Genomic DNA, 22187 nt, shown 5'->3' with positions numbered 1-22187 from the left:
TGGCTGATCGTGGCGCGAACGCCCCGGACCCGTCTTCGGATCGGTGCGGTTCTGGTGGTGATCGCCGCCGTCGAAGCGGCGGTTTTCGAGGGATGGATCCTGCGGGACCTGTTGATGACCGCCACCTTCGCGTTGAATGCGGCGGTCGTGGTCGTACTCCTCTGGGGGCTGATCGCCGAATTCGATGCGGCAGCGGCGGCACCGATTCGGCGGTTCATCGGTTGTGCGCTCACCCTCGGCCTGTGCACCGTCATCGTGCTCACGAACGCGATAATCGTGCTGGCGACGAAGGGCGAACGCGCCTCGACACCGTCCAGCCGGGAATTTCTCCCCGTGCCGAGCGAGCTGACGGTCCGCACCGACGAGAACGGCGGCTGCGGTGGCGGTTCGGCGACGATCTGCCTGCGCAGGTTCGAAATCCAAGGCGCCTCCGGCGCGCCGACCGCCGAGGTCGTCGACACCGTCCGCCACCACCTCGACACCAACCACGGTTGGTCACTCACCTTCGACCCGCGCCGGAAAACCTGGTCCGAATGCCGCGACAACGGCTGGGCCCTGGACCGGAACAGGCTGTGCGCCAGCGTATTCACCCATGACGGCCTGGTAGTCGTCGAGTTCGAAGAATGGGCCGACAACTGACGCCGCCCTTGGCCCCTCGCTGTCGGCCGACTACTGAGCCGAGACGAGGGTCTGATGGTTGGTGGACCTAGCGGTAGTCGGTGAGTAGGAGGGCTGCGGCGGCGATGGATTCGACGGCACAGTAGAACCAATTGGGGTAGAAGGGGGTTCGGTCGCCGAGCAGCGCGGACAGGAGGCGGCCGAATGCCATGCCGCCGAGGGCGGCGGCGACGGTGACCGTGATGCCTGTGCGCAGCGAACCGGGGTGGAATGCGGCGAGGGCGAGAACGGCCGCCATCGCGAAGCCGAATCCGCCGTAGACGGCGCGCACCTCGGCGCGGGACACCGCCTGATCCAGGCGAATTCCGAAGGGCCGGACCAGCATTGCGGGTGCGGCGATGGCGTGGATACCCATCGCGAGGAAGGACAGGCCGACGACGGCGATGACGGCGATGGTCACGATAGCCTCCAATACATAGTGAGGAGGTCATCGTGACGGATGCGGACGGGTGCGCGCTTCCGCGAACCTGCTACCCGACGGTGTGGATATGGCCTGGTCATGCCCTTTATGCCGGGCCCGCGCTCGATCTTGCCCCGCATTCGGGATCGGTATGGTGTCTTGCCGTCGGCGTCGACGGGCCGATCACGGTACGCGGCGCGGGCGAGGAGCAGACCGTCCGCAGCGCGTTGATCCCGCCTCGGTTGACCCATCAACTGGTCTGCCATGGCGGCAGGATGGTCTTCTGCTATCTCGACCCGAGCTCCGATCACGCGGAATCCGTTATCCGGCAAATGGTTCGGCAGCACGCGAAGATCGGCGCACAACACGGTCGCGAGGCCCTGCTGATCGCCGGTGCCAGGGCACTGTGCACGCACGGCTCCGACGCGGCGGCGGGGCGGTGGCTAGAGCTGGCCGCGCCGACAACCGCACGTCATATCGATCCGCGGATCGACGAGGTCATACGGCGTATCCGGGAACGACCCGCCGACACCGCCTCCGCACGCGAACTCGCGGCAGGCGTGGCACTTTCGGAATCCCGCTTCCTCCACCTGTTTCGCGCGGCGACGGGCACGAGCCTGCGCCGATATCGGTTGTGGCACCGATTCCTGTTCGCCGCCACCTATCTCACCGATGGACAGACGCTGACCGCGGCGGCCGCGGCGGCTGGGTTCGCGAGCCCATCGCACCTGGCCGACCGCTTCCGCGCCACCTTCGGGCTCGCCGCCACCCAGTTGCTCGGCACGGGTGTCACGCTGCGGCCGTTGGGGAGCGAAGTATTGTGCAGGGACGAGTGGGAGCGGTGATGGTGGAGACGGTGACGATCGGGACGGCGGCGCGGGGGCGGCATGCGGAGCATGAGACGTTTCGTGGGGGTGTGCGGAAGGCGGAGCTGCCTGGGGGGCAAGAGGTTTGGGTTGTCTCGGGCTATGACGAGGTTGCCGGGCTGCTGGCCGATTCGCGGTTGAGTTTGGACAAGCGGAATTCCGGTGGCGGGTATACCGGTTTCGGCCTGCCCGCGGCGCTTGATCGCAATCTGCTGAATATGGACGGCGATACTCATGGTCGGGTGAGACGGCTTGCCGCACCGGCGTTTTCGCGTAGGTCCGCCGAATCGCTGCGGTCCGCCGTCAACCGGATTACGGCGAGTGTTTTCGAGGCGCTGCCCGACAAGGACAGTGACGCAGTCGATTTGATGGAAAAGCTGTGCACGCCGGTTCCCGCGCTGGTAATCGCGGAACTGCTCGGCGCACCGAGCGATCTGTACGCGGGTATGCGCGAGGTAGCCAACGCGATGATGACCTTCGACGCGCGATCGAAGTCTTCGGGCCAGCGTTTGATGGCCGCGATCGGCTGGTGCACAACCACAATCACCGAACTCGTGGCCGCCAAGCGGGAGCAGTCGGGCGACGATCTGCTCAGCTCCTGGATTCGTGCGCGCGACGACGAGGACCGACTATCCGAGGACGAGTTGGTTTCGCTGGCCTTTCTACTGCTGTTGGCAGGCTTGGAAAACGCGGCATTGCTGACCGGCGAACTGATCGCCGCCCTACTCGAAACCGAAGACCGCCGGACAATCATCGCCGACTGGCCGAACCGCCGCGCCGAACTGATCGAGCGGCACAACCCGCTCCCCTTCGCGATCCGCCGATTCGCCGTCACCGACCTGACTTTCGGTGAGCACACCATCCCGAAGGGCGGCACCGTCCTGCTTTCACTGTTCGGCGCGGATTCCGATCCGGCCCGAAACGGCCGCCCCAGCTTGATGTTCGGCCGCGGCCCGCACTACTGTCTCGGCGCGCAGGTCACCGATCTGATCGTCGATGCGGTGGTGCCCGCCTTCTGCACGCGCTATCCCGATGCGCGCCTTGCGATTCCGGCCGCGGACCTGGTGTACCGCGAGTCGTGGCGCTCGCACGGCCTCGCGGAACTACCCGTTCGGCTCAGCGCCCAGCCGATCTAGGACGCGCCTTCGAAGTCCGGCCGGATGGGACTTCGAGGACGTGCCTAGTCCGAGGCCAGCCCCGCGATCCGGCCGCGTTGGCGTTCCTGTAACTCGCGACTGCCGGACAGGAAGGCGATGATCGTCTTCAGTTCCGCCGCGGTGTATTTCGCCAATTCGCGTTGCCCTTCCTCGACGATCGGGCCGTACATCTCCCACAGCCGGTTCTGGGTATGTGGGGTGATCTTGACCAGCACCTTACGGCGGTCCCCCGGCTCGGGGTGGCGCGCAATGTAATCCAGCTTGGCCAAGCGGTCCAGCATCGTCGTCACGCTGCCGCTGGTCAGCCTCAATTCGGCGGCCAAGGCACCGGGCGTCGCCCCGCCCCGCATGAGCACCTCCAGGCAGCGCAGATCGGTCCGATTGACGCCGAGCGTGGTCGCGACCGCCTGATCGAAGTCGTCGACGGCCGCTTGGAACGCCTGCGACTCGAGTCCGACCCGCGCCCGAAGCTCGTCCAAATTTTCTCTTGACATTCAAACCTCTCGACGCTCAAGATATATATGCCTTGATTACCAAGATACATCACAATCGAGAGATCGAAGCGGAGAACCACCATGAAGAAGGCCCTGATCATCGGCGGCGGCATCGCCGGACCGGTGACCGCGATGGCACTGCAGAAGGCCGGACTGGAGCCGGTCATCTACGAGGCGTACCACGAGGTGGCCGGTGAACAGCTCGGCGCGTACCTGACGGTCGCGGTGAACGGGCTGCAGGCGCTGTCGCAGATCGACGTCGATCCGGTGGTCACCGGCGTCGGCCACCCGACCGACACGCTGTCGTTCTTCACCAGCGCCAACAAGCACATCGCCGATGTGCCGGTCGGCGGCACCCTGCCCGACGGCACCGTCACCCACAGCGTCAAACGCCGGGACCTGTACCGGGCGCTGACCGACGAGGCCGTGCGCCGCGGCATCCGATTCGAATTCGACAAGCGCATGGTCGACGCGCGGCCGACCCCGGACGGCGGCGTGCTCGTCACCTTCGCCGACGGCTCGAGCGCGACCGCGGACCTGCTCATCGGTGCGGATGGAATTCGTTCCCGCACAAGGGAAATCATCGATCCGACGGCGCCGAAGGCACACTTCCTCGGCATCTACGGGCTCGGCGGCTTCGTCACCGACCGCACGCTGTACAAGAAGTTCGGACTGCGGATCGGCGACTACAACATGGTCGTCGGCAAACAAACGTTCTTCGGCTACCACGTCGCACCGGACGGTGAGATCTGGTGGTTCACGAATATCCCTGCCACCAAGGAACTTTCGCGGGAAGAGCTCGCCGCGTCCCGGCCCGGTGACTGGCGCGAGCGGCTGGTCGAGCTGGTCGGCGTCGACGACACACCGGCGGCCCGCATCGTCGCGGCCACCGGCGACGAGACCTTCGTACCCGCCTTCAATCAGTACGACATGCCGTCCGTGCAGAAGTGGCACAACGACAATATGGTGATCGTCGGCGACGCCGCGCACGCCGTCGCGTCATCGTCCGGGCAGGGCGTTTCGCTGGCGGTCGAGGATGCCGTCGTCCTGGCCCAGTGCCTACGCGACATTCCCGACACCGCAAAGGCTTTGGCCGCCTTCGAGGCGAGTCGCCGGGAACGCGTCGAGCGGATCGTCAGGCACGGGGCGGCGACCAGCGCCGCCCGCTCGTCCACCAATGCCGTCGGCCGCTGGGTGTTCCGTCAACTGATGCCGATATTTCTCCGGAAGGCCGCGAAGCAGGGCATCGGCAGCATCCAGTGGATGTACCAGCACCGCGTCCACTGGGACGAGACCCCCGTGCCCGCCAGCCGGTAATTCGGCACGGCAACGCGCGGCCCTCATCGAAACCGTCCGGTCTTTGGCATAGGCTGCGGCAGGTGAACGAGCCAACCGGTGCGCATCCGCACGAACCGCACGGCGAGGGTCTGGCCTCGCGGCTGAACTGGCTGCGCGCGGGCGTACTCGGTGCGAACGACGGCATCGTATCCACCGCGGGCCTGGTCGTCGGTGTCGCCGCGGCGACGACCAGCACCAACGCCATCTTCACCGCGGGCATCGCCGGGCTCAGCGCGGGCGCCATCTCCATGGCGGTGGGCGAATACGTCTCGGTCAGCACCCAGCGCGACTCCGAGCGCGCGCTGCTGGCGAAGGAGCGCAGGGAGCTGCGCGACGAACCCGGCTACGAACTGACCGAGCTGGCGGGCATCTACCGGGACAAGGGACTGTCGGCGGAGACGGCGCGCAAGGTGGCCGAGGAACTCACCGCGCACGACGCCTTCACCGCCCACGCCGAGGCCGAATTGGGTTTGAACCCAAATGAATTGACCAACCCATGGCAGGCCGCGTTCTCCTCGGCCGTCTCCTTCACCCTCGGCGCGCTGCTCCCGCTGCTCGCCATCCTGCTGCCGCCGGTCACCGCCCGCATCCCGGTGACCTTCGCGGCAGTGCTGATCGCACTCGCCATCACCGGTTCGCTGAGCGCCCGCCTCGGCGGCAGCTCCCGCGGCCGCGCGGTACTGCGAGTGGTGATCGGCGGCGCGCTGGCCATGGCCGTCACCTACGGCATCGGCCAGCTCGCCGGGATATCGGGAATCTGATCACGGCAGCGGCGCATCATCCGGAAAGCAGTGCACCACTTCGATTTTCCCAATGATATGGGCGTTGAATTCGTCGAGTTCCTCGGCCGGAATCCAGTATTCGAGGATCTCCCGGCCACCGACCTGCTGAACCTCGTACCGCGCAAGATAATTCGTCTCCACCGAGAACCGAGTGACATATCCGGCACCGGAGGCGGGCACGTTCCAGTCCCGCGCGATCATGACCGCGTAATCCTCGGAGAGCACCGGATAGAAGATCGGCTGATCCGGCAGCCGAGGCGGCCATGCCCGCCAACCAGTGCCCGCGACCAGCGCCAACTCCGCCGGACCCGTCGGCCGCCAGAGCACGGTCACCGCATTTTGCTCCATGATCACCACCCCTTCCGCCGTCATCGTCGCGCATACAGCCATCGCGTCGCATCCGAATTGCGGCCGTGCTCAGGCCGAGCGGAGGTAGGCGCTCGGGCTGACGCCGCGGACCCGCTTGAATGCGGAGCTGAAACCGAAGGCGTCGGCGTAGCCGACCCGGCGGGCGACCGAACTCACGGTGGCGCCCGGTTCGGCGAGCAGGTCGGCGGCCACCGTCATCCGCCAGTCGGTGAGGTAGGCGAGGGGCGGTTCGCCGACGGTCTCGGCGAACCGCTTGGCCAAGGTGGTCCGGGAGACGCCCGCCTCGGTCGCCAGCGTGGCCAATGTCCAAGGTGCGCCGGGTGTTTCGTGCATCGCCCGCAGCACCGGCCCGATCACCGGATCACTCAAGGCCTGGTACCAGGCCGGCGCGGTCGCGTCGAACCAGTCGCGCAGGGTGCAGACCAGCAACCAGTCGAGGAGGCGATCCAGCACGATCTGACGGCCCGGATGCCCGCCCACCAGTTGCCCTTCCAGATACTCGCGCAGCGGTGCGCAATCCTCGCCGTCGGGCACCGTGAGCAGCGGCGGCAGCACGCGCAGCAGTCGGGCGGGCACCGCGCGGCGCACCTGATACGTTCCGGCCAACAGCACGGTGTCGCCGGTGGGTTGCTCGGCCGACCATCCCGCGATGTCGGTCGGCTCGTCGCCGCGATCCGGATCGTCGGTGAAGACGAACGGATCCGGGCCGCGCACGATGGCCACCTCCCCCACCTCGATGCGTTGCCGCTGATCGGCCGTGACCAACCAGCCCGAGCCACGCAGCGGAACACACAGCGTCAGCGCGGCGCCATCGGTGAAGCGCAGTGCGAACGGCGCCGAAAGCACCGGTTTGCCGAATATCGCGCCCTCGGCGCGCACACTACGCAGCAGATCGTCGAACGGGTCCACCCAGCCACTCTAGGCGTACCTCCGCATTCGCTCCGGCCGTGCGCGGACTGAGGACGTCCTCGCCCACAGCGGCATCAGGCGTATCTCCGCAGTCGCTCCGGCCGTGCGCTGATCCGAGGACGGCCTCGCCGGCAGCGTCCATTCGGCGGACGAATGGACATGGATCGAGGACGTTCGCCGATGGTTCGCCGACGGCCGCCGCGATTGACTCGAAGCATGACGATTCTGGTACTCGGCGCGACGGGTAAAACGGGACGGCGTGTGGTCGGACGGCTGCGCGACGAGGGCGAGAAGGTGCTCGCCGCGTCGCGATCCGGTGAGGTGCGCTTCGACTGGTCCGAACCCGATTCCTGGACGGCGCCGCTGGCGGAGGCGGACGCGGTCTATCTGATCGCACCGGATGATCCGGCGCCGGTGTCCCCCTTCGTCGCTCGGGCGGTGGCGAGCGGTGTGCGGCGGTTGGTCGTGCTGTCCGGACGTGGCATCGAACACACCGGCGGACGATTCGGCCATGGGATGTCAGCCGCCGAGGACGCTGTCCGCGCCGCGGGCGTGGACTGGACGATCATCCGCGCCAACAACTTCGATCAGAACTTCGATGAAGACCTTTGGCACGCACCATTGCTGGCGGGGCGACTGGCCCTCCCGATCGGCGCGGTCGGCGAATCATTCATCGACGCGGAAGATGTTGCCGACGTGGCCGCGGCGCTGCTCACCCGCGATGGGCACGCCGGACAGATCTATGAGCTGTCCGGCCCACGCGCCATCACCTTCGCCGAGGCCGTGGCGGCCATCGCCGCCGCATCCGGGCGCACCATCGAGTACGCCGAGCTGACACCGCAGGCCTACGAGGACGAACTGCTCGCCGCGGGTTATCCGGCGGCGGTCGCGACCGAACTCGGCGTCATGTTCGAACTGATGCGCACCGGGACCAACACCCCGCCGACCGACGGCGTACAGCGCGTACTAGGCCGTCCCGCAAGGGATTTCGAATCCTACGTGGATCGGGTCTGGCACCGGAAGTAGGCACCGGTGGTTCTGGGATGCGACGATGGCCGGGTGATCGAGGTATTCGATACCGGGTTCGCTGCGGATCCGTGGGCGACGCTGGACCGATTGCGGGCCGATGGGGGTGTGCACCGGGTGCGGACACCGGATGGGCCACCCGCGTGGCTCGTCACGCGGTACTCGCAGGTGCGGGCGGGGCTGCTGGATGAGCGGCTGACCACCCATGTGCGGCATGCGAATTCGGATGACTATCGCGGGTTCGCGCTGCCGCCGCAGTTGGAGACGAGCCTGGCCAACGCGGCCCCGGCGGATCACGCCCGGCTCCGCCGGATCGTCACCGGCGAGCTGTCACCGCGCCGGCTCGCCGAATGGACCACCCTGGCACCGCGTTTGGTGGAACCGATTCTGCGCGAGCTGAATACGGACGACGAGGTGGATCTGGTCGAGCGGCTCGCGGTGCCGCTGCCCGCCGCGGTCCTCGGCGAGCTGCTCGGTCTCACCGAGCCCGCGCGCGAAGCCCTTGCGGTATGGGCGAATTCGACACTGATGCCGTCCGCCGAGCCACCGCGGGCGCGGGACACCCTCGACGTCATGCTGTCGGTCATCGCGACGACGAAAGAGCGGCCACGCGACGACACCGTGCTCGGCCGCCTCGTCGCCGCGCACCGTGCCGGTCACCTCGATGACGACGAGCTGACGGGTCTGCTGTTCTATCTGCTGTTCGTCTGGTACGAGGTGCTCGTCGATCTGGTCGCGGGTGGGATCCTCACGCTGCTGGACCGCGCGGACCAGCGGTCATTGCTCGGCGATCCGATGAATTCCCATCGAGCCGTAGACGAGCTGCTGCGCTACCTGTCCCCACAGGTGCTGACCGGTCCGCGCTTCGCCCTAACCGATCTGACCATCGGCACCCACACCATCAAAGCAGGCCAGACCGTCCTACTCTGCCTCGCATCGGCCAACCACGACCCGGAAATCTTCGATGCGCCAAGCGAATTGGATCTAGCCCGAACCCGGAACCCCCACCTCGGCCTCGGCTACGGCACCCACGCCTGCCTGGGCACCGCGCTGGTACACACCGTCACCGCGACCACCATCGACCAGGTTTTCACCCGCTGGCCCGGGATCGCACTCACCGTCGCGGAATCGACGCTCGGCTGGCGTTCCGGATTCCGGCATCGCGGCCCGCTGACCCTGCCGGTGCGCCTCGCCTGATCTCACCACCGCTGTGCGAGCCGTCGGCGTTCGTCCCTGGTGAGCCGATTCGGCACCAGCTGCCACCAGGTGAGGCAGCGCCATATCCATTCGAGCGGACCGTAGCGGAACCACCGCAGCCACCAGTAGCTGAATACCGTCTGTACCAGGATGATCGCCGCGGCCAATGCGAGCAGCATGCCGTAGCGGGTCGAATCATGGAGTCGCAGATAGCGTTCGGCGGTCAGCACCAGCGCGGTCGCGGAAAGATAGTTGGTGAGCGCCATCCTGCCGAGCGGTTCGAGCAGGTCGCTGAGCAGCTCGCCGAATTCGGTGCGCAGCAACAGCAATAGTCCGGTCAGGTAGGCGAGCGCGCCGATCAGTCCGGCGATGGCCGGGGCCGGACTGCCCAGATCGAGTAACGGCGTGCGGTACTGCCAGATGCCCGCCACGACGGCGGCGGGTGCGGCGACCACGAAAATCAGGGGGACCAGCCAACTCCGGCGGTTCAGGTTCGGCACGACGTCGAAGCGGGCCGCGGCGAGACCGAGTAGGAAAAGCCCGGGCACCAAACCGAATCCGCCGCCGAGCAGCAGCGGTACCGCGATGGTTCCGCTGAGCCCGGCCAGCAACACCACCCACCGGGGCAGCGCGGTGGCCGGCAGCAGAATCATCAATCCGACTATGGCGTAAGGCAAGAGCGCTTCGCCCGGCTGGAAGATGTGGTGGATCAGGCCGAATCCGGCAAGCGCTATCAGCCTGCGCGCCAGAACGACTCGCGGACGATCGGTGCGGTCGGCGGCCCGCTCCAGGAACAACGCGAAGCTCAGCCCGAACAGGAACGAGAAGATCGGGAAGAACCGCCCCTCGAACAGCAGCGAAAGCACCTGCCGCCGCTGGTCGAGCACGCCGGGCGCCTTGGTCTCGCGCATGCCGGTGAGCTGCCAGATATTCACCACGAGGATGCCGCACAGCGCGAACCCACGAACCGCGTCCAGCTCGTGAATGCGCGGGCGGGCGGCGAGTCGGTACCTCATAGCTCTCACGGTATCCACCGGTGACCCGACCGGACGGTTCCCGCGGTGCGGTGTCGCACATAGTTTCGCGGGCCCACCCGTCCATTCAGTCGGGTGGGGCCAATCGAATGCCGAGCACGGCGAGCCGAACCCGGTTGGTCGTCCCGGTTTTCGCCAGCAGGTTGGCGACGTGGGTTTTCACCGTCGTAATGCCGAGGTGCAGCCGCGCGGCGATCTCGGCATTCGACAGACCGGCGGCCACCAGGGCGAGCACATCGGCCTCGCGCGGGGTGAGTCCCTGCGGCGCAACGGGTTCCGCGGGCAGATCGCGCGCGGCGACGGCGGCGTCGACCAGCCGGTGCAGCACGGCGGGGGCGAAGGGCCGTTCGCCGGCGGCGGCCCGGCGGATGCCGTCGAGCAGGTCGGTGGGCGATGCGTCCTTGACGAGAAATCCGCATACGCCCGCGTTCAACGCCGGATACAGGTGGTCGTCATCGTCGAAGGTGGTCAGCGCGAGCACGCGGATGCCGGGCCTGGCCGCGAGAATTCGTTCGGTGGCGCGGATTCCGTCCATGCCCGGCATCCGCAGATCCATCAGCACCACGTCCGGAATCAGCCGGTCGGCGAGCCGGACCGCCTCGTTTCCGTTACCGGCCTCCCCACCACCTCCAGCGTGGCGTCGGTATCGCACAGCATGCGCAGACCGGCCCGCACCAGCTGCTGATCGTCGACGAGCAATACCCGAACGGTCATGCCGCACCCCGGACCGGCGCGGGTAGGCGCGCCGCCAGCCGCCATCCGGAATCGGTTGGGCCCGCGTCGAATTCGCCGCCGAGCAGTTCGACGCGTTCGCGCAGGCCGATCAGCCCGAGTCCGCCGCCCGCGACGGCCGATGCCGCCCGCCGAGACCGGATCCCGTTGTCGCACAACGAGAAATCGATCGACCCGTCGGGTGCGACGGCAATGGACAGCCGAGCGACGGCGTCCGGCGCATATTTCACGAGGTTCGTCATACCTTCCTGGGTGAGCCGCAGCAGGGTGAGGGCGCGCAGCGCGTCCGTGCCGGTCACCGCGTCGTCGATGCTGGCGTCGACGGTGTGGCCGAGTTGCTGGGCGCGGTCGGTGATGACGCTCAGCGCGGCGGGCAGATCGGCTGGGGCGGTGAAGGATTCGCCGGTCATCGCCGGGTCGCGCAGCACCGAGACGAGCAGCCGCAGATCGGCGAGGGTCTCGGTGCCGCTGGCGTGGATATCGTCCAGCACCGCGCGCACCGCGGGCGGTGTGTCCGGTACCGCGTGCCGGGCCACACCGACCCGCAGCACGGTGGACGAAACATGGTGGGCGATCAGATCGTGCAGTTCGCGGGCGATGGCGGTGCGCTCGACCGCCCTGGCCGCCGCGATATCGGCCTCGCGCCGCTGCGCGAGTTCGTCGGCCGCCTGCCGCGCCCGGTCGGCGCTCTCCCGCGCGGTCCGCAGCAGACCGCCGATCAACAGCGGGAAACCGGCCATGACCAGCGCACGATATCCGTCGGCGGCGAATTCGCCGCCGTGCAGCAGGTAGGCCCCGGCCAGCGCGGCCGCGGCCAGCAGCGGCGGCCAACCGCCGCGCCGGGCGGCCAGTTCGGTCAGCGCGATACCCGCGCCGACCTTCACCACCAGCGGCCCCGCATGCCCAACCGTGAATCCGAGCACCAGCAGCCCCGATTCGGCGAGCGCCGTGGTCAGCGGCCAGCGCACGCCACCGGCGGTGACCAGCACCGCCACCAGCCCGATCCCCCAATCGACCGGTCCGGCATCCTTCGAGAGCAGCGCGAGACACCCCACCGCGAGCAGCAGCAACACCCCCGTGCGCACCGCCAGCGAGCGCGCGTCGAGCAGCCAATCGACGCCACGCGTCACCCCGGAATCAAACACCCGCCCAATAATGCCCGGCCAACGGCACCTCCGGTTCCTCCCATCGGAGGAGATGTCCGGCCGGACGAACGGGCAATACCTACTGAGTCGGTTCGCCCTGTTCCTGTGGCACGCAGACCAATTCGCCGTTGCGCAGATCCCATTGCGCGACGATTCCGTCGTGCGAGCAATCGTCGCCGATTCGGCCTGCGGGTAGCGGCGGCACGACCGGGGTCGGCGGGGTGATCGACGGGGGGATCGGGGCGGCGGGCTGGTCGGGCGCACTGTCGGGGAGACGGTGACGCCGGTCGGGATCGGCCAGGCCGGGGCTTTGGGTGGCTCGTTGTCGGGGCGCAGCATCAGCGCGAGCGCGACCACCAGCGCGAGGACGGCGACGACGACCGCCGCGATGGCCAGTATCCGGGTGGTATTCGGATTGCCCGTATCGGGACCGCCGGGTTGCGTCATCGCCTGGCCCTCGTTTCGCAGTAGTAACTACCGTAACGACAAGCTCATCCGTCACAACCTACCCAGATTGCCGATCATTTGCTCATATTTGATATGAAGGTGTTATCGCGGCCTAATGGGCGCTGTCGGCGGAGCCGTCTTCAGCCCGCGCATGGCCGGAGCGAATGCGGAGGTACGCCTATTTGACGGTTATCCGCACCTTCACGGCGTCGTCACCGGTCTGCTGCAGCGCCTGCGAAATCAATGCGCTGATATCGAGCTGCGGCCCGGTCGCGGTAATCGCGTCGGTCAGCGGACGCAGGCCGGGCAGCATTTCCTTGATATCGGGCCCTACCTTGTTCAGCCACTCGGTCACCTTCGCCAGGAACGGCGCCAGCCCATTGCCCTGCAAATAGACGTCCGGATTACCCGGCGTATTCACCAACCGGCCGACCGCCTCGACCAGCGCCGCGAGCGATTTCTCGAATTGCACCAGATTCGGCGCGGCATCCGATGTCGCGGGCCCGGCCCAATCGATATCGCCCGCGGCCTGCTGGAAACTGTTGAACAGTTCGGCGATCTTGGGCGCGCGGCTCATGATGGTGGAGGCGAGCAGGTCGCCGGAGCGCGCGAGCTGCGGCATCGTCGCCTCGGTGCCGGAGATGGCGCGGCCCATGGTGTCCACCAGCGAGCCGACCACCTTCGGATCCAACTGGTTCATCGTCTTGGTGACCAGCCTGGCCACCTCCGGAATCGACAGCGGCGCGGTGACCGACTTGGTGTCCAGCCGCTGACCGTCCTGCAGATACGGCCCGCCGTCGCCCTTGGGCACGAACTGCACATACGGCTCGCCGAGCGCGGACAGCTGTTCGATGGTGATGGTGCTGTCGGTGGGCAGCCGCTGTTCGCGCTTCACCCGGAACCGGACCTCGACGCCCGATGCGGTGTTGTCGACGGCGGTCACCTTGCCGACCGGGATGCCGGTGAGCAGAATCGGCGAGCCCGCGCCCAGCCCACCCGAATCCCGCAGCACCATCGAGGCATTCGTGTATTCGGCGAACGGATCGGCGCGCACCACACCGAAGGTGAGGTAGCCCGCACCGAGCACGGTGATGGCCGCGATACCGCCGAGGGAGGCCAGCGAACCGACTTTCATCGCACGGCTCCGATCATGCGCAGGGTCTTGATGATTCGGTCGATCTGGTCCTGCTCGGGCATCGAATTCACGGTCGCCCCGGTGAGATTCACCTTGGGTCCGTGTTCGGCGAACGGAATTATCTTGTCCCGCAACAGCGCGACCAGCATGGCCAGATTCGACGGCTGCCGCAGATCCAGCTGGCCGCCGGTGAGCAGCGGAACCAGCGCCTGCAGCGCGGCATCCTGGCTCTGTAGCAGCGGGGCCAGCCAGGCCAGCGAGTCGCCGACCGGACCGAGCGCGCCGAATACCTTGGTGACCCCTTGGATGGACTGCACGGCGCCGGTCACCTGCTGCACCGACTCGGGGCGCAGGATCCGGTCCAGCTCCGGCCGAATGTCGTGCAGCACTTCGGCATTCGTGGCTAGCCCGTCGATCAGCTTGTCCACCTGGTCCAGATTGGCGGCCAGATCGGCGGCGTCGGCGCCCATCACGCCGGAGATGCGCGCGGTGTCCTTCGGATCCTTCGGCAGCACCGCGTTGAACCGGGTCATGATGTCCTGGATCTGCCCGACTGCGCCGCCCTGCACGAAGAAGGCCAGCGCGGCCATCGTATCCTCCAGCTGCACCGGCGGTTTCGTGCGATCGATGCCGATGGTGCCGCCCGGGGCGAGCAGCGAACCGAAACCGTCGGACGGCGTGGTCAACGCGATGTGGATATCACCGAGCACGGTGTTCTGCCGCAGCTCGGCGACCGTGTTGGTGGGTAACCGCACCGAGGACGAAATGTCGGCGTCGACAACGACGTAGCCGCCGCGCGCCTGGCTCGACGGCACCACCGTGACCTTCTCGACGGTGCCGACCTGCGCACCGTTCGCGATCACCTTGGCCTTGGCGGGCAGGTTCAGCGCATTCGCGAACTCGATCTTGATCGGATACGTCGGCCCGGAGACGTCGGTGCCGGGCACCGGCACCGACGACGGATCGAACGCACATCCGCCGACGGCCAGACCGACCGTGGCCGCCAGCGCGAGCACGGTGCGCCGCAATGGATTACGCCTCATCGCGCACCTGCCAATCCCAGCACCAGCTGGACCAGTTCCACATCCACCATGCCGTCGCCCGCGCCCGCGCACCGGCCCGGCGTCACCGCGTTCACCGCCGCGCAAACCTGTTCGGCGTTCTGCGCCGGAATCCGCACCCGCGGCGGGGCGTAGGTGATGCCGGGCGCGCCGGTGGACGTATCGGTGACGGACTGGAACGCATTGGTCAGCACCGGCGTCATCAACACGATGTCGCGCAGCGATCCGACGTTGGCGCGCAACAGTTTTATCAGCGGCACCGTGGCGTCCAGACCCTTCAGGATGGTGTCGCCGAACATGGTGGTGATGTCGTTGAGCACCGGCAGCACCTGGCGCAGCGCGTCGAACAGTTCCGCGCCGGGCCCGAGCAGTTCGGTGCTGGCCTGATTCAGCGCCGGACCCATTCGGGTGAGCATCGACCGCAGATCACCCCAGTGCTCGTTGACCTTCTTCGATACCGAGGAGAAGGTGTCGAAAATGCCTGCCAGATGGGCGATATCGGCGTCCGGCGACTGGAGTGCCGAACCGAGCTTGCGCACCAGCTCGTTGAACTGCGGCCCGGTTCCCGAGGTCGCGGCGTCGAGCGCGGCCAGGCCATTGGACAGCGAATTCTGCTGTGCCGCACCGGGGCCGTTCAGCTGATCGGCCAATTGTGCGAGCGCGGTGAGCGTTTCGGTAAGGCTCTTGGGCGTCAAAGTATTGGTGATGCACTGGGCGCCGTCCCAGCGGCGCAGATCCTTACCGCTGTTGAGCACGGCCAGATTGCGGTCGGCGACAACGGTATCCGAGACCGTGGTGGCCGCGGCGTCGGCGTACACCGGATATTTCGCGTCGACGTCGAAGTCCACCCGCACCTGCTTGCCCTCATTCCGCACCGAAGTGACGCTGCCGACCACGATGCCGCGCATGGTCACCTGGTTGCCCGGGTAGAGACCGATGCTGTCGGACATTACGGCGCAATAGGATCGGGTTTCCTTCAGCGGATCGAAGACGATGAAGTATCCGGCCACCGCGACCGCGGCGACCACCACCGCACCGGCGATCGACATGAACGCCCGCGAACCGAGTACCCGCTTCAGCATCAGCACGCCTTTCCGGGCAACGGGACGCAGACGCCCGCGGGGGCCTGCACGGTCTGACCCGACTGATCGACCACCACCCCGCCATCCGGCAGCCACTGGCGCACCTTCGCCTGCAGGCCGTGCACCGAATCGATCATCGGCTGCAACTGCTGTCCGAGCTGTTCCAGCCGGGGCAGTGCGTCGGCGAGCTGCTGTGCCAGCGGTTTCAGCTTGTCGTCCCAGGTCGGCGCGAGCGCGGCGACGCGCTGCAGCACGCTGGTGAGCAGCGCGATGGATTCGCGCAGTTCGGCGCGCTTGTCGAGCAGTACGGTCTCCAGCAGATTGGAGTTGTCCATCAGCCTGCCGAGATCGGTTTTGGCGCCGTCGTAGAGCGAGATGTACTCGTCGGCCACCGCGACGGCATTCGACACCTGGGTGCGCTGCCGGTTGATGGCGTCGACGTAACCGCCGAGGGTGTCCAGCGTGGTGCGCAGGCTCTCCGGCGCCTTGGCCAGCGAACTGTCCAGCGTGGCAAGGTTTTTCCGCAGGGTGCTGCCATCGATCTGGTTCAGCGGTGTCGTCGCGTCCTGGAAGGTCTGCACCAGGCTGTAGGGCAGCCGCACCCGGTCGGCCGGAATCACCTTGCCGCCGAGCGGTTTCGCGCCCGCCGGGAACAGCGCGACGTAGTGCCCGCCGACCACCGTGAGCATCCGCACGTCGAGCGAGGATTCGTCGCCGACGAACACATCGGAATCGACGGTGAACTTCATGATCACCCGATCCGGTTTCAGCTCCAGCGATTTCACCGAACCCACCGTGATACCGGCCAGCCGGATGTCATCGCCCGCGCGCACCGACTGCGCCTCGGAAAGCTCCGCGGTATAGGTGGTCTTGCCGAACGGCACCACGTACAGCACCGCGGCCGCGGCGAGCGCGATCACCACCAGCACCGCGCCGACGACGCCGAGCCGCACCTCCCTGCGCAGCCGGGTCGGCTCGTCGGTCACCGGCCGATCACCACCGAACCAGTTGCGCCACTTGGTCATCCGTTGCACAGCGTCACCTGCTGTCCGGCGATGAGCATCCGCAGCGGCGCGGGCGCCTGCATGGTCCCCTTACTGCATTCCGGCTGCCAGCCCGCGACGGTGCGCGGCAGCGAGGCGTCGATCGCGCTCAACAGGCCGGGCAGCCTGCCGAATACCTCGACAGCTTGCTTCGGATCCGGGAACAGGCTGCGGATCAAGGCATCCAGGTCCTGTCCACTGTCCTTGGTCAGCCCGATGGTGGACAGCAGCCGGTCCACCGGTCCGAGCACCGACGGCGCGCTCATCGCGAATTCCGCCAGGCCGCCGATGTTCTGCTGCAGCGCCTGGAAGATATCGGTCAGCCGAGCCAGCAGCGGCACCAGATAGTGCACCCGACCGCCGACCTTGTCGGCGAGATCGGACATATTCCGCACCACGGTCCCGATCACCGCCTGCCGGTCGCTCGCATACTTGCTCAGCTTGCCGATGGCGTCCAGCGCCGGGCCGAGCCCGTTGCCGTCGCCCTGCAGCACCGCGAGCATGCTCTCGGTGAACTGGTTGACCGTTTCCGGAGACATGGTGGCCAGCACCGGTTTCAGCCCGTTGAACAGGCTCGTCACATCGAACGACGGCAGCGTCATCTTGGCGTCGATCCGCGCGTTCGCGGCGAGCCGGACGCCCGGATTCGGTTGCTGCTGCAGGTCGATATAGCGCTGGCCGGTGAGGTTCTGGTAGCGGATGGCCAGGGTGCTGTTGTCGTAGATCGGCGTCGCGGTCTTGACGGTGAGCCGCACCTTGGCCTTGTCGCCCTCCAGCGATATGCCCTCCACCTTGCCGACCTGCACGCCGTACATGCGCACGTCGTCGCCGACCTTCAACCCGTTGGCGTCGGTGAAGATCGCGTCGTGCGCCTCGGTGTCGCCGGCGACGGGCCGCTTGATCGCGGTGAGCACCAGCGCGAGCACCACCATCATCACCGCCGCGAAGAGTCCGAGCCGCCATGCCGCGCCGCGCACCGTCATCGGGCACCTCCGGGAATCGGTGCGCCGAGGCCGAGCAGCGGCACCGAAAGTCCCGGCACCCCACGCAGATCCGCCTCGACGTTGAGCACAGGACCGTCCGGTGTATCCGGCATGGCCGCGCGCAGCCGGGTGAGCAGTTCGCGCAGTTCGGCGGCCGACTGCTGCGGGCGGGGCACCATCTGCGCCAGTACCCGCAGCACCGGCGCGAGGGTGTCGGCGCCATCGCCGAAGTACTTGCCCGCAGTATTGCCGGTGGTGGCCAGGCCGGGCAGGATCTGTCCGGTCATCGCCGCGACGCCCGAATCGTAGTGCGCGCGATCGCCTTTCAGCACGTTGATGTCGTTGATCCCGTCCAGGGCCTGGATCACCGAACCGGCGAAGCGGCCGCCGCCGTCGAATGCCGGCCCCAATTCGCCCGCCAGCTCCGACGGTTTCATGGTCTGGTTGTCGGCGATGGTGCGCGCCACCGTGATCAGCGCCTGCACCAGCGGGGTGAACGCCTGGACGTCCGAGGAGACCTGGGCGATCACCTGAACCATCTGCGGGGTCAGCACGCTCGCGCCGACCTGGGACAGGCTGCGCAGGATGCTGCCCATCGTCGCGTCGTAGACATCGGCGGCGCGGCGGCCGGTCAGGTCGATCACCTGATCCGCGCGAAGCGGGGAACCGCCTGGGCCGCGGCGCAATTCGAGTTCGCTGATGCCGAACAGGTTGGCGGGCGCGTAATCGACCCGCAGGCTGTCGTCTATGCCGAACAACCGAGAACTGTCCAGCTGCAAGGTGATTCGCTGGGTGCCGAGCACATCCGGCGCGATCCGCGCCACCTTGCCGACCAGCACGCCGTCGAGCCGCACCTGGGTGCCCTCGGCGACGCCGTCACCGATCTGCTCGGTGTGCAAGGCGATTCGCAATCCATCCGCGCCGCGCATATCGCGGTAGACGACCGTCGCGACGGCCACCGCCGCGACCAGCGCGACGATCAACCCGCCTACCGTGCGCGCCCGGCGGCGATCGGCGGCGACTCCCGGCAATCCGTATTTCGGCATCCGCTACCCCGTGAAACTGATGGCCGCGTTGAAGCCCCACAGGGCGATGGACAGCACCATGTCGATGGCGATGATGGCGACGAAGCTGGTGCGCACCGCGCGCCCGGACGCGATGCCGACGCCCTCGGGCCCGCCGGTGGCGAAGAACCCGTAATAGCTGTGCACCAGGATCACCACGGTGCCGAAGACGGCCACCTTGATCACCGCGGCGATCACGTCGAAACCGGAGACGAACTGGAAGAAGTAGTGGTCGTACACGCCGGCGGATTGGTTGTGCACCAGGGTGATCAGCCCGCGGCAAGCCGCGTAGCTGAGGACCAGCGCGATCAGGAAGGTCGGCACGATGGCCAGCGCGCCCGCGACCACCCGGGTGGTCACCACGAACGGCACCGAGCGCAGACCGAGCGCCTCGATCGCGTCGATCTCCTCGGAGATGCGCATGGATCCGATCTCCGCGGTGATCCGGCAGCCCGCCTGCGCGGCGAAGCCGATGGCGGCCGCGATCGGCGCGAGCTCACGCGTCGTCGCGTAGGCCGAGACGACGCCGGTGACCGGGCCCATCCCCAGCATGCTCAGTGTCGCAAAGGATTCCACGGCCACCGAGGCGCCCATGACCAGGCCGAGCACGATCATCATCGGCACGGTGCCGCCGCCGACGATGACCGACCCACGCCCCCAGGTCATATCGGTGATGGCGCGCATGGTCTCGCCGCGATACCGCTTGAGTGTCAACGGAATCGCCGAGAGCACCTGCCAGACGAAGATCGCGACGAAGCCGAACGAGTCCACCGCGCGCAGCACCCGGCTGCCCCGGCGGTAGTAACGCCGGAGCCAGTGAAACCCCTTGGGGGCGTATGACGTTGCCATCAGGCCAGCCTCGTCGGCAGGAACATGGCGGTGATCTGCGCCGCCACCAGATTGACGATCACGATGGATACCACCGAGAGCACGACGGCCGCGTTCACCGCGTCGGCGACGCCGCGCGGGCCGCCCTTGGCCTCCAGGCCCCGCTGGCAGGCGATCACCACCACGAGGAAGCCGAAGATCAGCGCCTTCACCAGCGACACCCACACGTCCGCGGTGGTGGTGAAGGATCCGAAAGTGGCCCAATAACTTCCGGGCGTCACGCCCTGTCCGCCGATGGCCACCGCATAGCCGGCCAGGATGCCGACGAAGATGATCAGGATGTTCAGCAGCGGCGCGACGATGAGCATGGCCGCCATCCGCGGGACCACCAGCCGGTGCACCGGGCTGATGCCCATCGTATTGAGCGCGTCGATCTCCTCGCGGATGGTGCGCGCGCCGAGGTCGGCGGCGATCGCGGCCGCACCGGCCCCGCCGAGCAGGAAGCCGGTGGCCAGCGGGGCGCCCTGTTTGATGACGCCGAGCCCGCCGGTCGCGCCGAGCAGTGAATCCGCGCCGAGGGTGTGGATCAGATTGCCGACCTGGATCGAGACGATCACCCCGAACGGAATGGCGATCAGGATGGCGGGCAGGGCGGTGACGGTCACCAATCGCCAGGCCTGCAGCAGTGTTTCGCGCCATTGGAATCGGGCGCGCGCGATATCGCCGATGCCGCCCGTCACCGCCTCCTGCGCGAGCCCGACCGCGCGGCCGAACGTCCGCAGCGAGGAGACCACGGTGTCCGAGAAATTCTTCCGAACAACATCGACCGCGGTTTCCGGAGCTTGCGTCCCGCTCGTCATGGACGAGTTCCCTGAGTCACAGCGCGTGCTGTGTCCAAAATCATGACGCACTCTCCGATTCCGGCACCACTGCCCGTTTTCGCCAAGCTAATCGTTACCTATGGTCACTACAAAATCGTTTTGGCGTGATGCTGACCACTTATTCGCGGAATCGATCATGTGTATTTGTTATTCGTGAGCGATATCACGCACATTGGGGACTTGCGGCGGGGGACACAAAAGCCGAGATGAACGCCGCCTTGCGGCAAAGTGGCCCACCCGGGAACCATCGCGAGCCCATCGACCACCGCCGTCGGCACGAGAAATACCGGCCGGGTCAGGGTCGGCCCGAACAACAGCGACCCTCTTAACCAAACGATTGCTAGGTTTACGGACTTACCGCGAGAAAGACGAACGCCGCGAACAACACCAGATGCACGCCGCCCTGCAGCAGGGTGGCCCGGCCCGGGACCACGGTTAGCACACCCACCACCACCGTCAACGCCAGCAGCACCATCTGTGTCGCGCCGAGCCCGAGCGTCAACGGCGTCGAAATCCAGATCGTGGCCATGGCGATCGCCGGAATGGTCAGGCCGATACTCGCCATCGCCGAACCGAGCGCGAGATTCAGGCTCGTCTGCACCCGGTCGCGGCGGGCGGCGCGCACGGCGGCCAGCGTTTCCGGCAACAGCACCAGCATGGCGATCACCACGCCGACCGCCGACCGCGGCAACCCCGCGGCATTCACGCCGTTCTCGATCGACGGCGACACCATCTTCGCGAGCCCCACCACGCCGACCAGCGCGACGAGCAGCAGTCCGAGGCTCACCAATGCCGCTGCGGCAGAAGGGGGTTCGCCGTGTTCATCCGCTCCCGCCGATTCGACCGGTAGGAAGTCATCCGGATGCCGAACCGTCTGCACCATGACGAACAACCCGTAGAGCAATAGCGACGCCACCGCGGCGAAGGCCAGCTGCGAGCCGGAGAACTCCGGACCGGGCTTACTGGTGGTGAACGTCGGCAGCACCAGGCTGAGCGTGGCGAGCGTCGCCACCGTCGCCAGTGCCGCACCGGTGCCCTCGGCATTGAACTCCGCCACCCGCCTGCGCACCGCGCCGACCAACAGCGACAACCCGAAGATGCCGTTGCAGGTGATCATCACCGCCGCGAAGACCGTGTCCCGAGCCAGTGACGAGGCATCGTCACCGCCGGACGCCATCAAGGTCAGGATCAGGCCGACCTCGATCACGGTGACGGCCACCGCGAGCACCAGCGAACCGAACGGCTCCCCCACCCGATGCGCGACCACCTCGGCGTGTTGCACGGCCGAAAGCACCGCCCCGACCAGTGCCAAGACCACCACGATCACGGCCGGACCCGAGGGATGGGTGAACCATGCGATTGCCAGAACCACCGCGGCGAGCAAGGGAACCAAGGTCGTCCAGTGTCGGGTCAGCAGTCGCAGCATGCCGTCCATCATTCCAGCGAACTTCCAGCGTCCGAGCAAACGAGACATTCGCAACGCGCCGGAGATTAATAATTCCTTCAGAACATCACTGACAGGATGCTCCCCACCAC

At 67.3% G+C, this 22187-nt stretch carries 22 protein-coding genes and 1 pseudogene; 7 read left to right on the top strand and 16 right to left on the bottom strand.

The window, feature by feature from the left end:
* The first annotated feature begins 9 nt into the window (after positions 1 to 9).
* Positions 10 to 639: a hypothetical protein gene (locus F5544_RS08030; protein ID WP_167472590.1), complete on the top strand. Its 630-nt coding sequence runs from the start codon at positions 10 to 12 to the stop codon at positions 637 to 639.
* Between the two features lie 67 nt (positions 640 to 706).
* Here F5544_RS08030 and F5544_RS08025 read toward each other — a convergent pair whose 3' ends face one another.
* Entirely contained in the window at positions 707 to 1078 is a 372-nt protein-coding gene (locus tag F5544_RS08025) for a DUF4345 domain-containing protein (protein ID WP_174867297.1), read from the bottom strand.
* A gap of 32 nt (positions 1079 to 1110) precedes the next feature.
* On the opposite strand from F5544_RS08025, the gene F5544_RS08020 reads away from it, so the two are divergent.
* Together F5544_RS08020 and F5544_RS08015 are read left to right on the top strand one after the other, a co-directional pair.
* Entirely contained in the window at positions 1111 to 1923 is an 813-nt protein-coding gene (locus F5544_RS08020) for an AraC family transcriptional regulator (protein ID WP_238847148.1), read from the top strand.
* Between the two features lie 11 nt (positions 1924 to 1934).
* Positions 1935 to 3080, top strand: a complete 1146-nt coding sequence (locus F5544_RS08015) for a cytochrome P450 (protein WP_167472589.1) — start codon at positions 1935 to 1937, stop codon at positions 3078 to 3080.
* Between the two features lie 44 nt (positions 3081 to 3124).
* Here the strand turns inward: F5544_RS08015 and F5544_RS08010 are convergent, their stop codons facing one another.
* Positions 3125 to 3580 (bottom strand): MarR family winged helix-turn-helix transcriptional regulator, encoded by a 456-nt coding sequence (locus F5544_RS08010; RefSeq protein ID WP_238847147.1) that lies wholly within the window; start codon positions 3578 to 3580, stop codon positions 3125 to 3127.
* A gap of 96 nt (positions 3581 to 3676) precedes the next feature.
* On the opposite strand from F5544_RS08010, the gene F5544_RS08005 reads away from it, so the two are divergent.
* Together F5544_RS08005 and F5544_RS08000 are read left to right on the top strand one after the other, a co-directional pair.
* Positions 3677 to 4912 (top strand): FAD-dependent oxidoreductase, encoded by a 1236-nt coding sequence (locus tag F5544_RS08005; protein ID WP_167472587.1) that lies wholly within the window; start codon positions 3677 to 3679, stop codon positions 4910 to 4912.
* A 62-nt stretch (positions 4913 to 4974) separates the two neighbouring features.
* On the top strand, positions 4975 to 5694 hold the full coding sequence (locus F5544_RS08000; protein WP_428847126.1) for a VIT1/CCC1 transporter family protein: 720 nt from the start codon (positions 4975 to 4977) through the stop codon (positions 5692 to 5694).
* On the opposite strand, the gene F5544_RS07995 is transcribed toward F5544_RS08000, so the two are convergent.
* Together F5544_RS07995 and F5544_RS07990 are read right to left on the bottom strand one after the other, a co-directional pair.
* Entirely contained in the window at positions 5695 to 6063 is a 369-nt protein-coding gene (locus tag F5544_RS07995) for an ADP-ribosylation/crystallin J1 (protein WP_167472586.1), read from the bottom strand.
* Positions 6064 to 6132: 69 nt separating this feature from the next.
* On the bottom strand, positions 6133 to 6993 hold the full coding sequence (locus F5544_RS07990) for an AraC family transcriptional regulator (protein WP_167472585.1): 861 nt from the start codon (positions 6991 to 6993) through the stop codon (positions 6133 to 6135).
* A gap of 216 nt (positions 6994 to 7209) precedes the next feature.
* Here F5544_RS07990 and F5544_RS07985 point away from each other — a divergent pair, with 216 nt between their 5' ends.
* A complete protein-coding gene (locus F5544_RS07985; protein WP_238847146.1) occupies positions 7210 to 8019 on the top strand; it encodes an NAD(P)H-binding protein in 810 nt (269 codons plus the stop codon).
* Between the two features lie 33 nt (positions 8020 to 8052).
* Entirely contained in the window at positions 8053 to 9216 is a 1164-nt protein-coding gene (locus F5544_RS07980) for a cytochrome P450 (RefSeq protein ID WP_167472583.1), read from the top strand.
* A gap of 2 nt (positions 9217 to 9218) precedes the next feature.
* Here the strand turns inward: F5544_RS07980 and F5544_RS07975 are convergent, their stop codons facing one another.
* From F5544_RS07975 to F5544_RS07920, 12 genes and pseudogenes are all read right to left on the bottom strand, one after another.
* The gene (locus F5544_RS07975) at positions 9219 to 10232 is read right to left on the bottom strand and encodes a DUF418 domain-containing protein (protein ID WP_167472582.1); all 1014 of its coding nucleotides are present in this window, start codon (positions 10230 to 10232) and stop codon (positions 9219 to 9221) included.
* Between the two features lie 85 nt (positions 10233 to 10317).
* Positions 10318 to 10964: pseudogene (locus F5544_RS07970) on the bottom strand (response regulator).
* Entirely contained in the window at positions 10961 to 12127 is a 1167-nt protein-coding gene (locus F5544_RS07965; RefSeq protein ID WP_238847145.1) for a sensor histidine kinase, read from the bottom strand. The pseudogene F5544_RS07970 and the gene F5544_RS07965 overlap by 4 nt, the downstream one beginning before the upstream one ends.
* 625 nt (positions 12128 to 12752) lie before the next feature.
* Positions 12753 to 13709 (bottom strand): MlaD family protein, encoded by a 957-nt coding sequence (locus F5544_RS07960; protein WP_167472581.1) that lies wholly within the window; start codon positions 13707 to 13709, stop codon positions 12753 to 12755.
* Positions 13706 to 14752, bottom strand: a complete 1047-nt coding sequence (locus tag F5544_RS07955) for an MlaD family protein (protein WP_167472580.1) — start codon at positions 14750 to 14752, stop codon at positions 13706 to 13708. Before F5544_RS07955 ends, F5544_RS07960 begins: the two co-directional genes overlap by 4 nt.
* Entirely contained in the window at positions 14749 to 15852 is a 1104-nt protein-coding gene (locus F5544_RS07950) for an MlaD family protein (protein ID WP_167472579.1), read from the bottom strand. Before F5544_RS07950 ends, F5544_RS07955 begins: the two co-directional genes overlap by 4 nt.
* Positions 15852 to 16877, bottom strand: coding sequence for an MlaD family protein (locus tag F5544_RS07945; RefSeq protein WP_167479055.1), 1026 nt, complete (start codon positions 16875 to 16877; stop codon positions 15852 to 15854). The genes F5544_RS07950 and F5544_RS07945 overlap by 1 nt, the downstream gene beginning before the upstream one ends.
* Positions 16874 to 17878 carry an MlaD family protein gene (locus F5544_RS07940; RefSeq protein ID WP_167472578.1) on the bottom strand — a complete coding sequence of 335 codons (1005 nt, stop codon included), beginning with the start codon at positions 17876 to 17878 and terminating at the stop codon, positions 16874 to 16876. Before F5544_RS07940 ends, F5544_RS07945 begins: the two co-directional genes overlap by 4 nt.
* Complete coding sequence (locus F5544_RS07935) at positions 17875 to 18924, bottom strand: mammalian cell entry protein (protein WP_167472577.1); 1050 nt, start codon at positions 18922 to 18924, stop codon at positions 17875 to 17877. Before F5544_RS07935 ends, F5544_RS07940 begins: the two co-directional genes overlap by 4 nt.
* A 3-nt stretch (positions 18925 to 18927) precedes the next feature.
* Positions 18928 to 19791 (bottom strand): MlaE family ABC transporter permease, encoded by an 864-nt coding sequence (locus tag F5544_RS07930; RefSeq protein ID WP_428847125.1) that lies wholly within the window; start codon positions 19789 to 19791, stop codon positions 18928 to 18930.
* Positions 19791 to 20630, bottom strand: coding sequence for an MlaE family ABC transporter permease (locus F5544_RS07925; protein ID WP_167472576.1), 840 nt, complete (start codon positions 20628 to 20630; stop codon positions 19791 to 19793). Before F5544_RS07925 ends, F5544_RS07930 begins: the two co-directional genes overlap by 1 nt.
* Positions 20631 to 20997: 367 nt before the next feature.
* The gene (locus tag F5544_RS07920; protein WP_167479053.1) at positions 20998 to 22086 is read right to left on the bottom strand and encodes an ionic transporter y4hA; all 1089 of its coding nucleotides are present in this window, start codon (positions 22084 to 22086) and stop codon (positions 20998 to 21000) included.
* Positions 22087 to 22187: the final 101 nt, after the last annotated feature.

This window comes from Nocardia arthritidis (genome assembly GCF_011801145.1).
GTDB classification, from domain to species: Bacteria; Actinomycetota; Actinomycetes; order Mycobacteriales; family Mycobacteriaceae; genus Nocardia; species Nocardia arthritidis_A.
This window is presented reverse-complemented; position numbering and strand designations above follow the sequence as displayed.

Bases quoted from the DNA above. Each gene is read 5' to 3' on its own strand.
- F5544_RS08005 (WP_167472587.1), top strand. From the start codon at position 3,677: ATGAAGAAGGCCCTGATCATCGGCGGCGGCATCGCCGGACCGGTGACC.
- F5544_RS07995 (WP_167472586.1), bottom strand. From the start codon at position 6,063: ATGGAGCAAAATGCGGTGACCGTGCTCTGGCGGCCGACGGGTCCGGCG.
- F5544_RS07985 (WP_238847146.1), top strand. From the start codon at position 7,210: ATGACGATTCTGGTACTCGGCGCGACGGGTAAAACGGGACGGCGTGTG.
- F5544_RS07975 (WP_167472582.1), bottom strand. From the start codon at position 10,232: ATGAGGTACCGACTCGCCGCCCGCCCGCGCATTCACGAGCTGGACGCG.
- F5544_RS07960 (WP_167472581.1), bottom strand. From the start codon at position 13,709: ATGAAAGTCGGTTCGCTGGCCTCCCTCGGCGGTATCGCGGCCATCACC.
- F5544_RS07955 (WP_167472580.1), bottom strand. From the start codon at position 14,752: ATGAGGCGTAATCCATTGCGGCGCACCGTGCTCGCGCTGGCGGCCACG.
- F5544_RS07950 (WP_167472579.1), bottom strand. From the start codon at position 15,852: ATGCTGAAGCGGGTACTCGGTTCGCGGGCGTTCATGTCGATCGCCGGT.
- F5544_RS07945 (WP_167479055.1), bottom strand. From the start codon at position 16,877: ATGACCAAGTGGCGCAACTGGTTCGGTGGTGATCGGCCGGTGACCGAC.
- F5544_RS07940 (WP_167472578.1), bottom strand. From the start codon at position 17,878: ATGACGGTGCGCGGCGCGGCATGGCGGCTCGGACTCTTCGCGGCGGTG.
- F5544_RS07935 (WP_167472577.1), bottom strand. From the start codon at position 18,924: ATGCCGAAATACGGATTGCCGGGAGTCGCCGCCGATCGCCGCCGGGCG.
- F5544_RS07930 (WP_428847125.1), bottom strand. From the start codon at position 19,791: ATGGCAACGTCATACGCCCCCAAGGGGTTTCACTGGCTCCGGCGTTAC.
- F5544_RS07925 (WP_167472576.1), bottom strand. From the start codon at position 20,630: ATGACGAGCGGGACGCAAGCTCCGGAAACCGCGGTCGATGTTGTTCGG.
- F5544_RS07920 (WP_167479053.1), bottom strand. From the start codon at position 22,086: ATGGACGGCATGCTGCGACTGCTGACCCGACACTGGACGACCTTGGTT.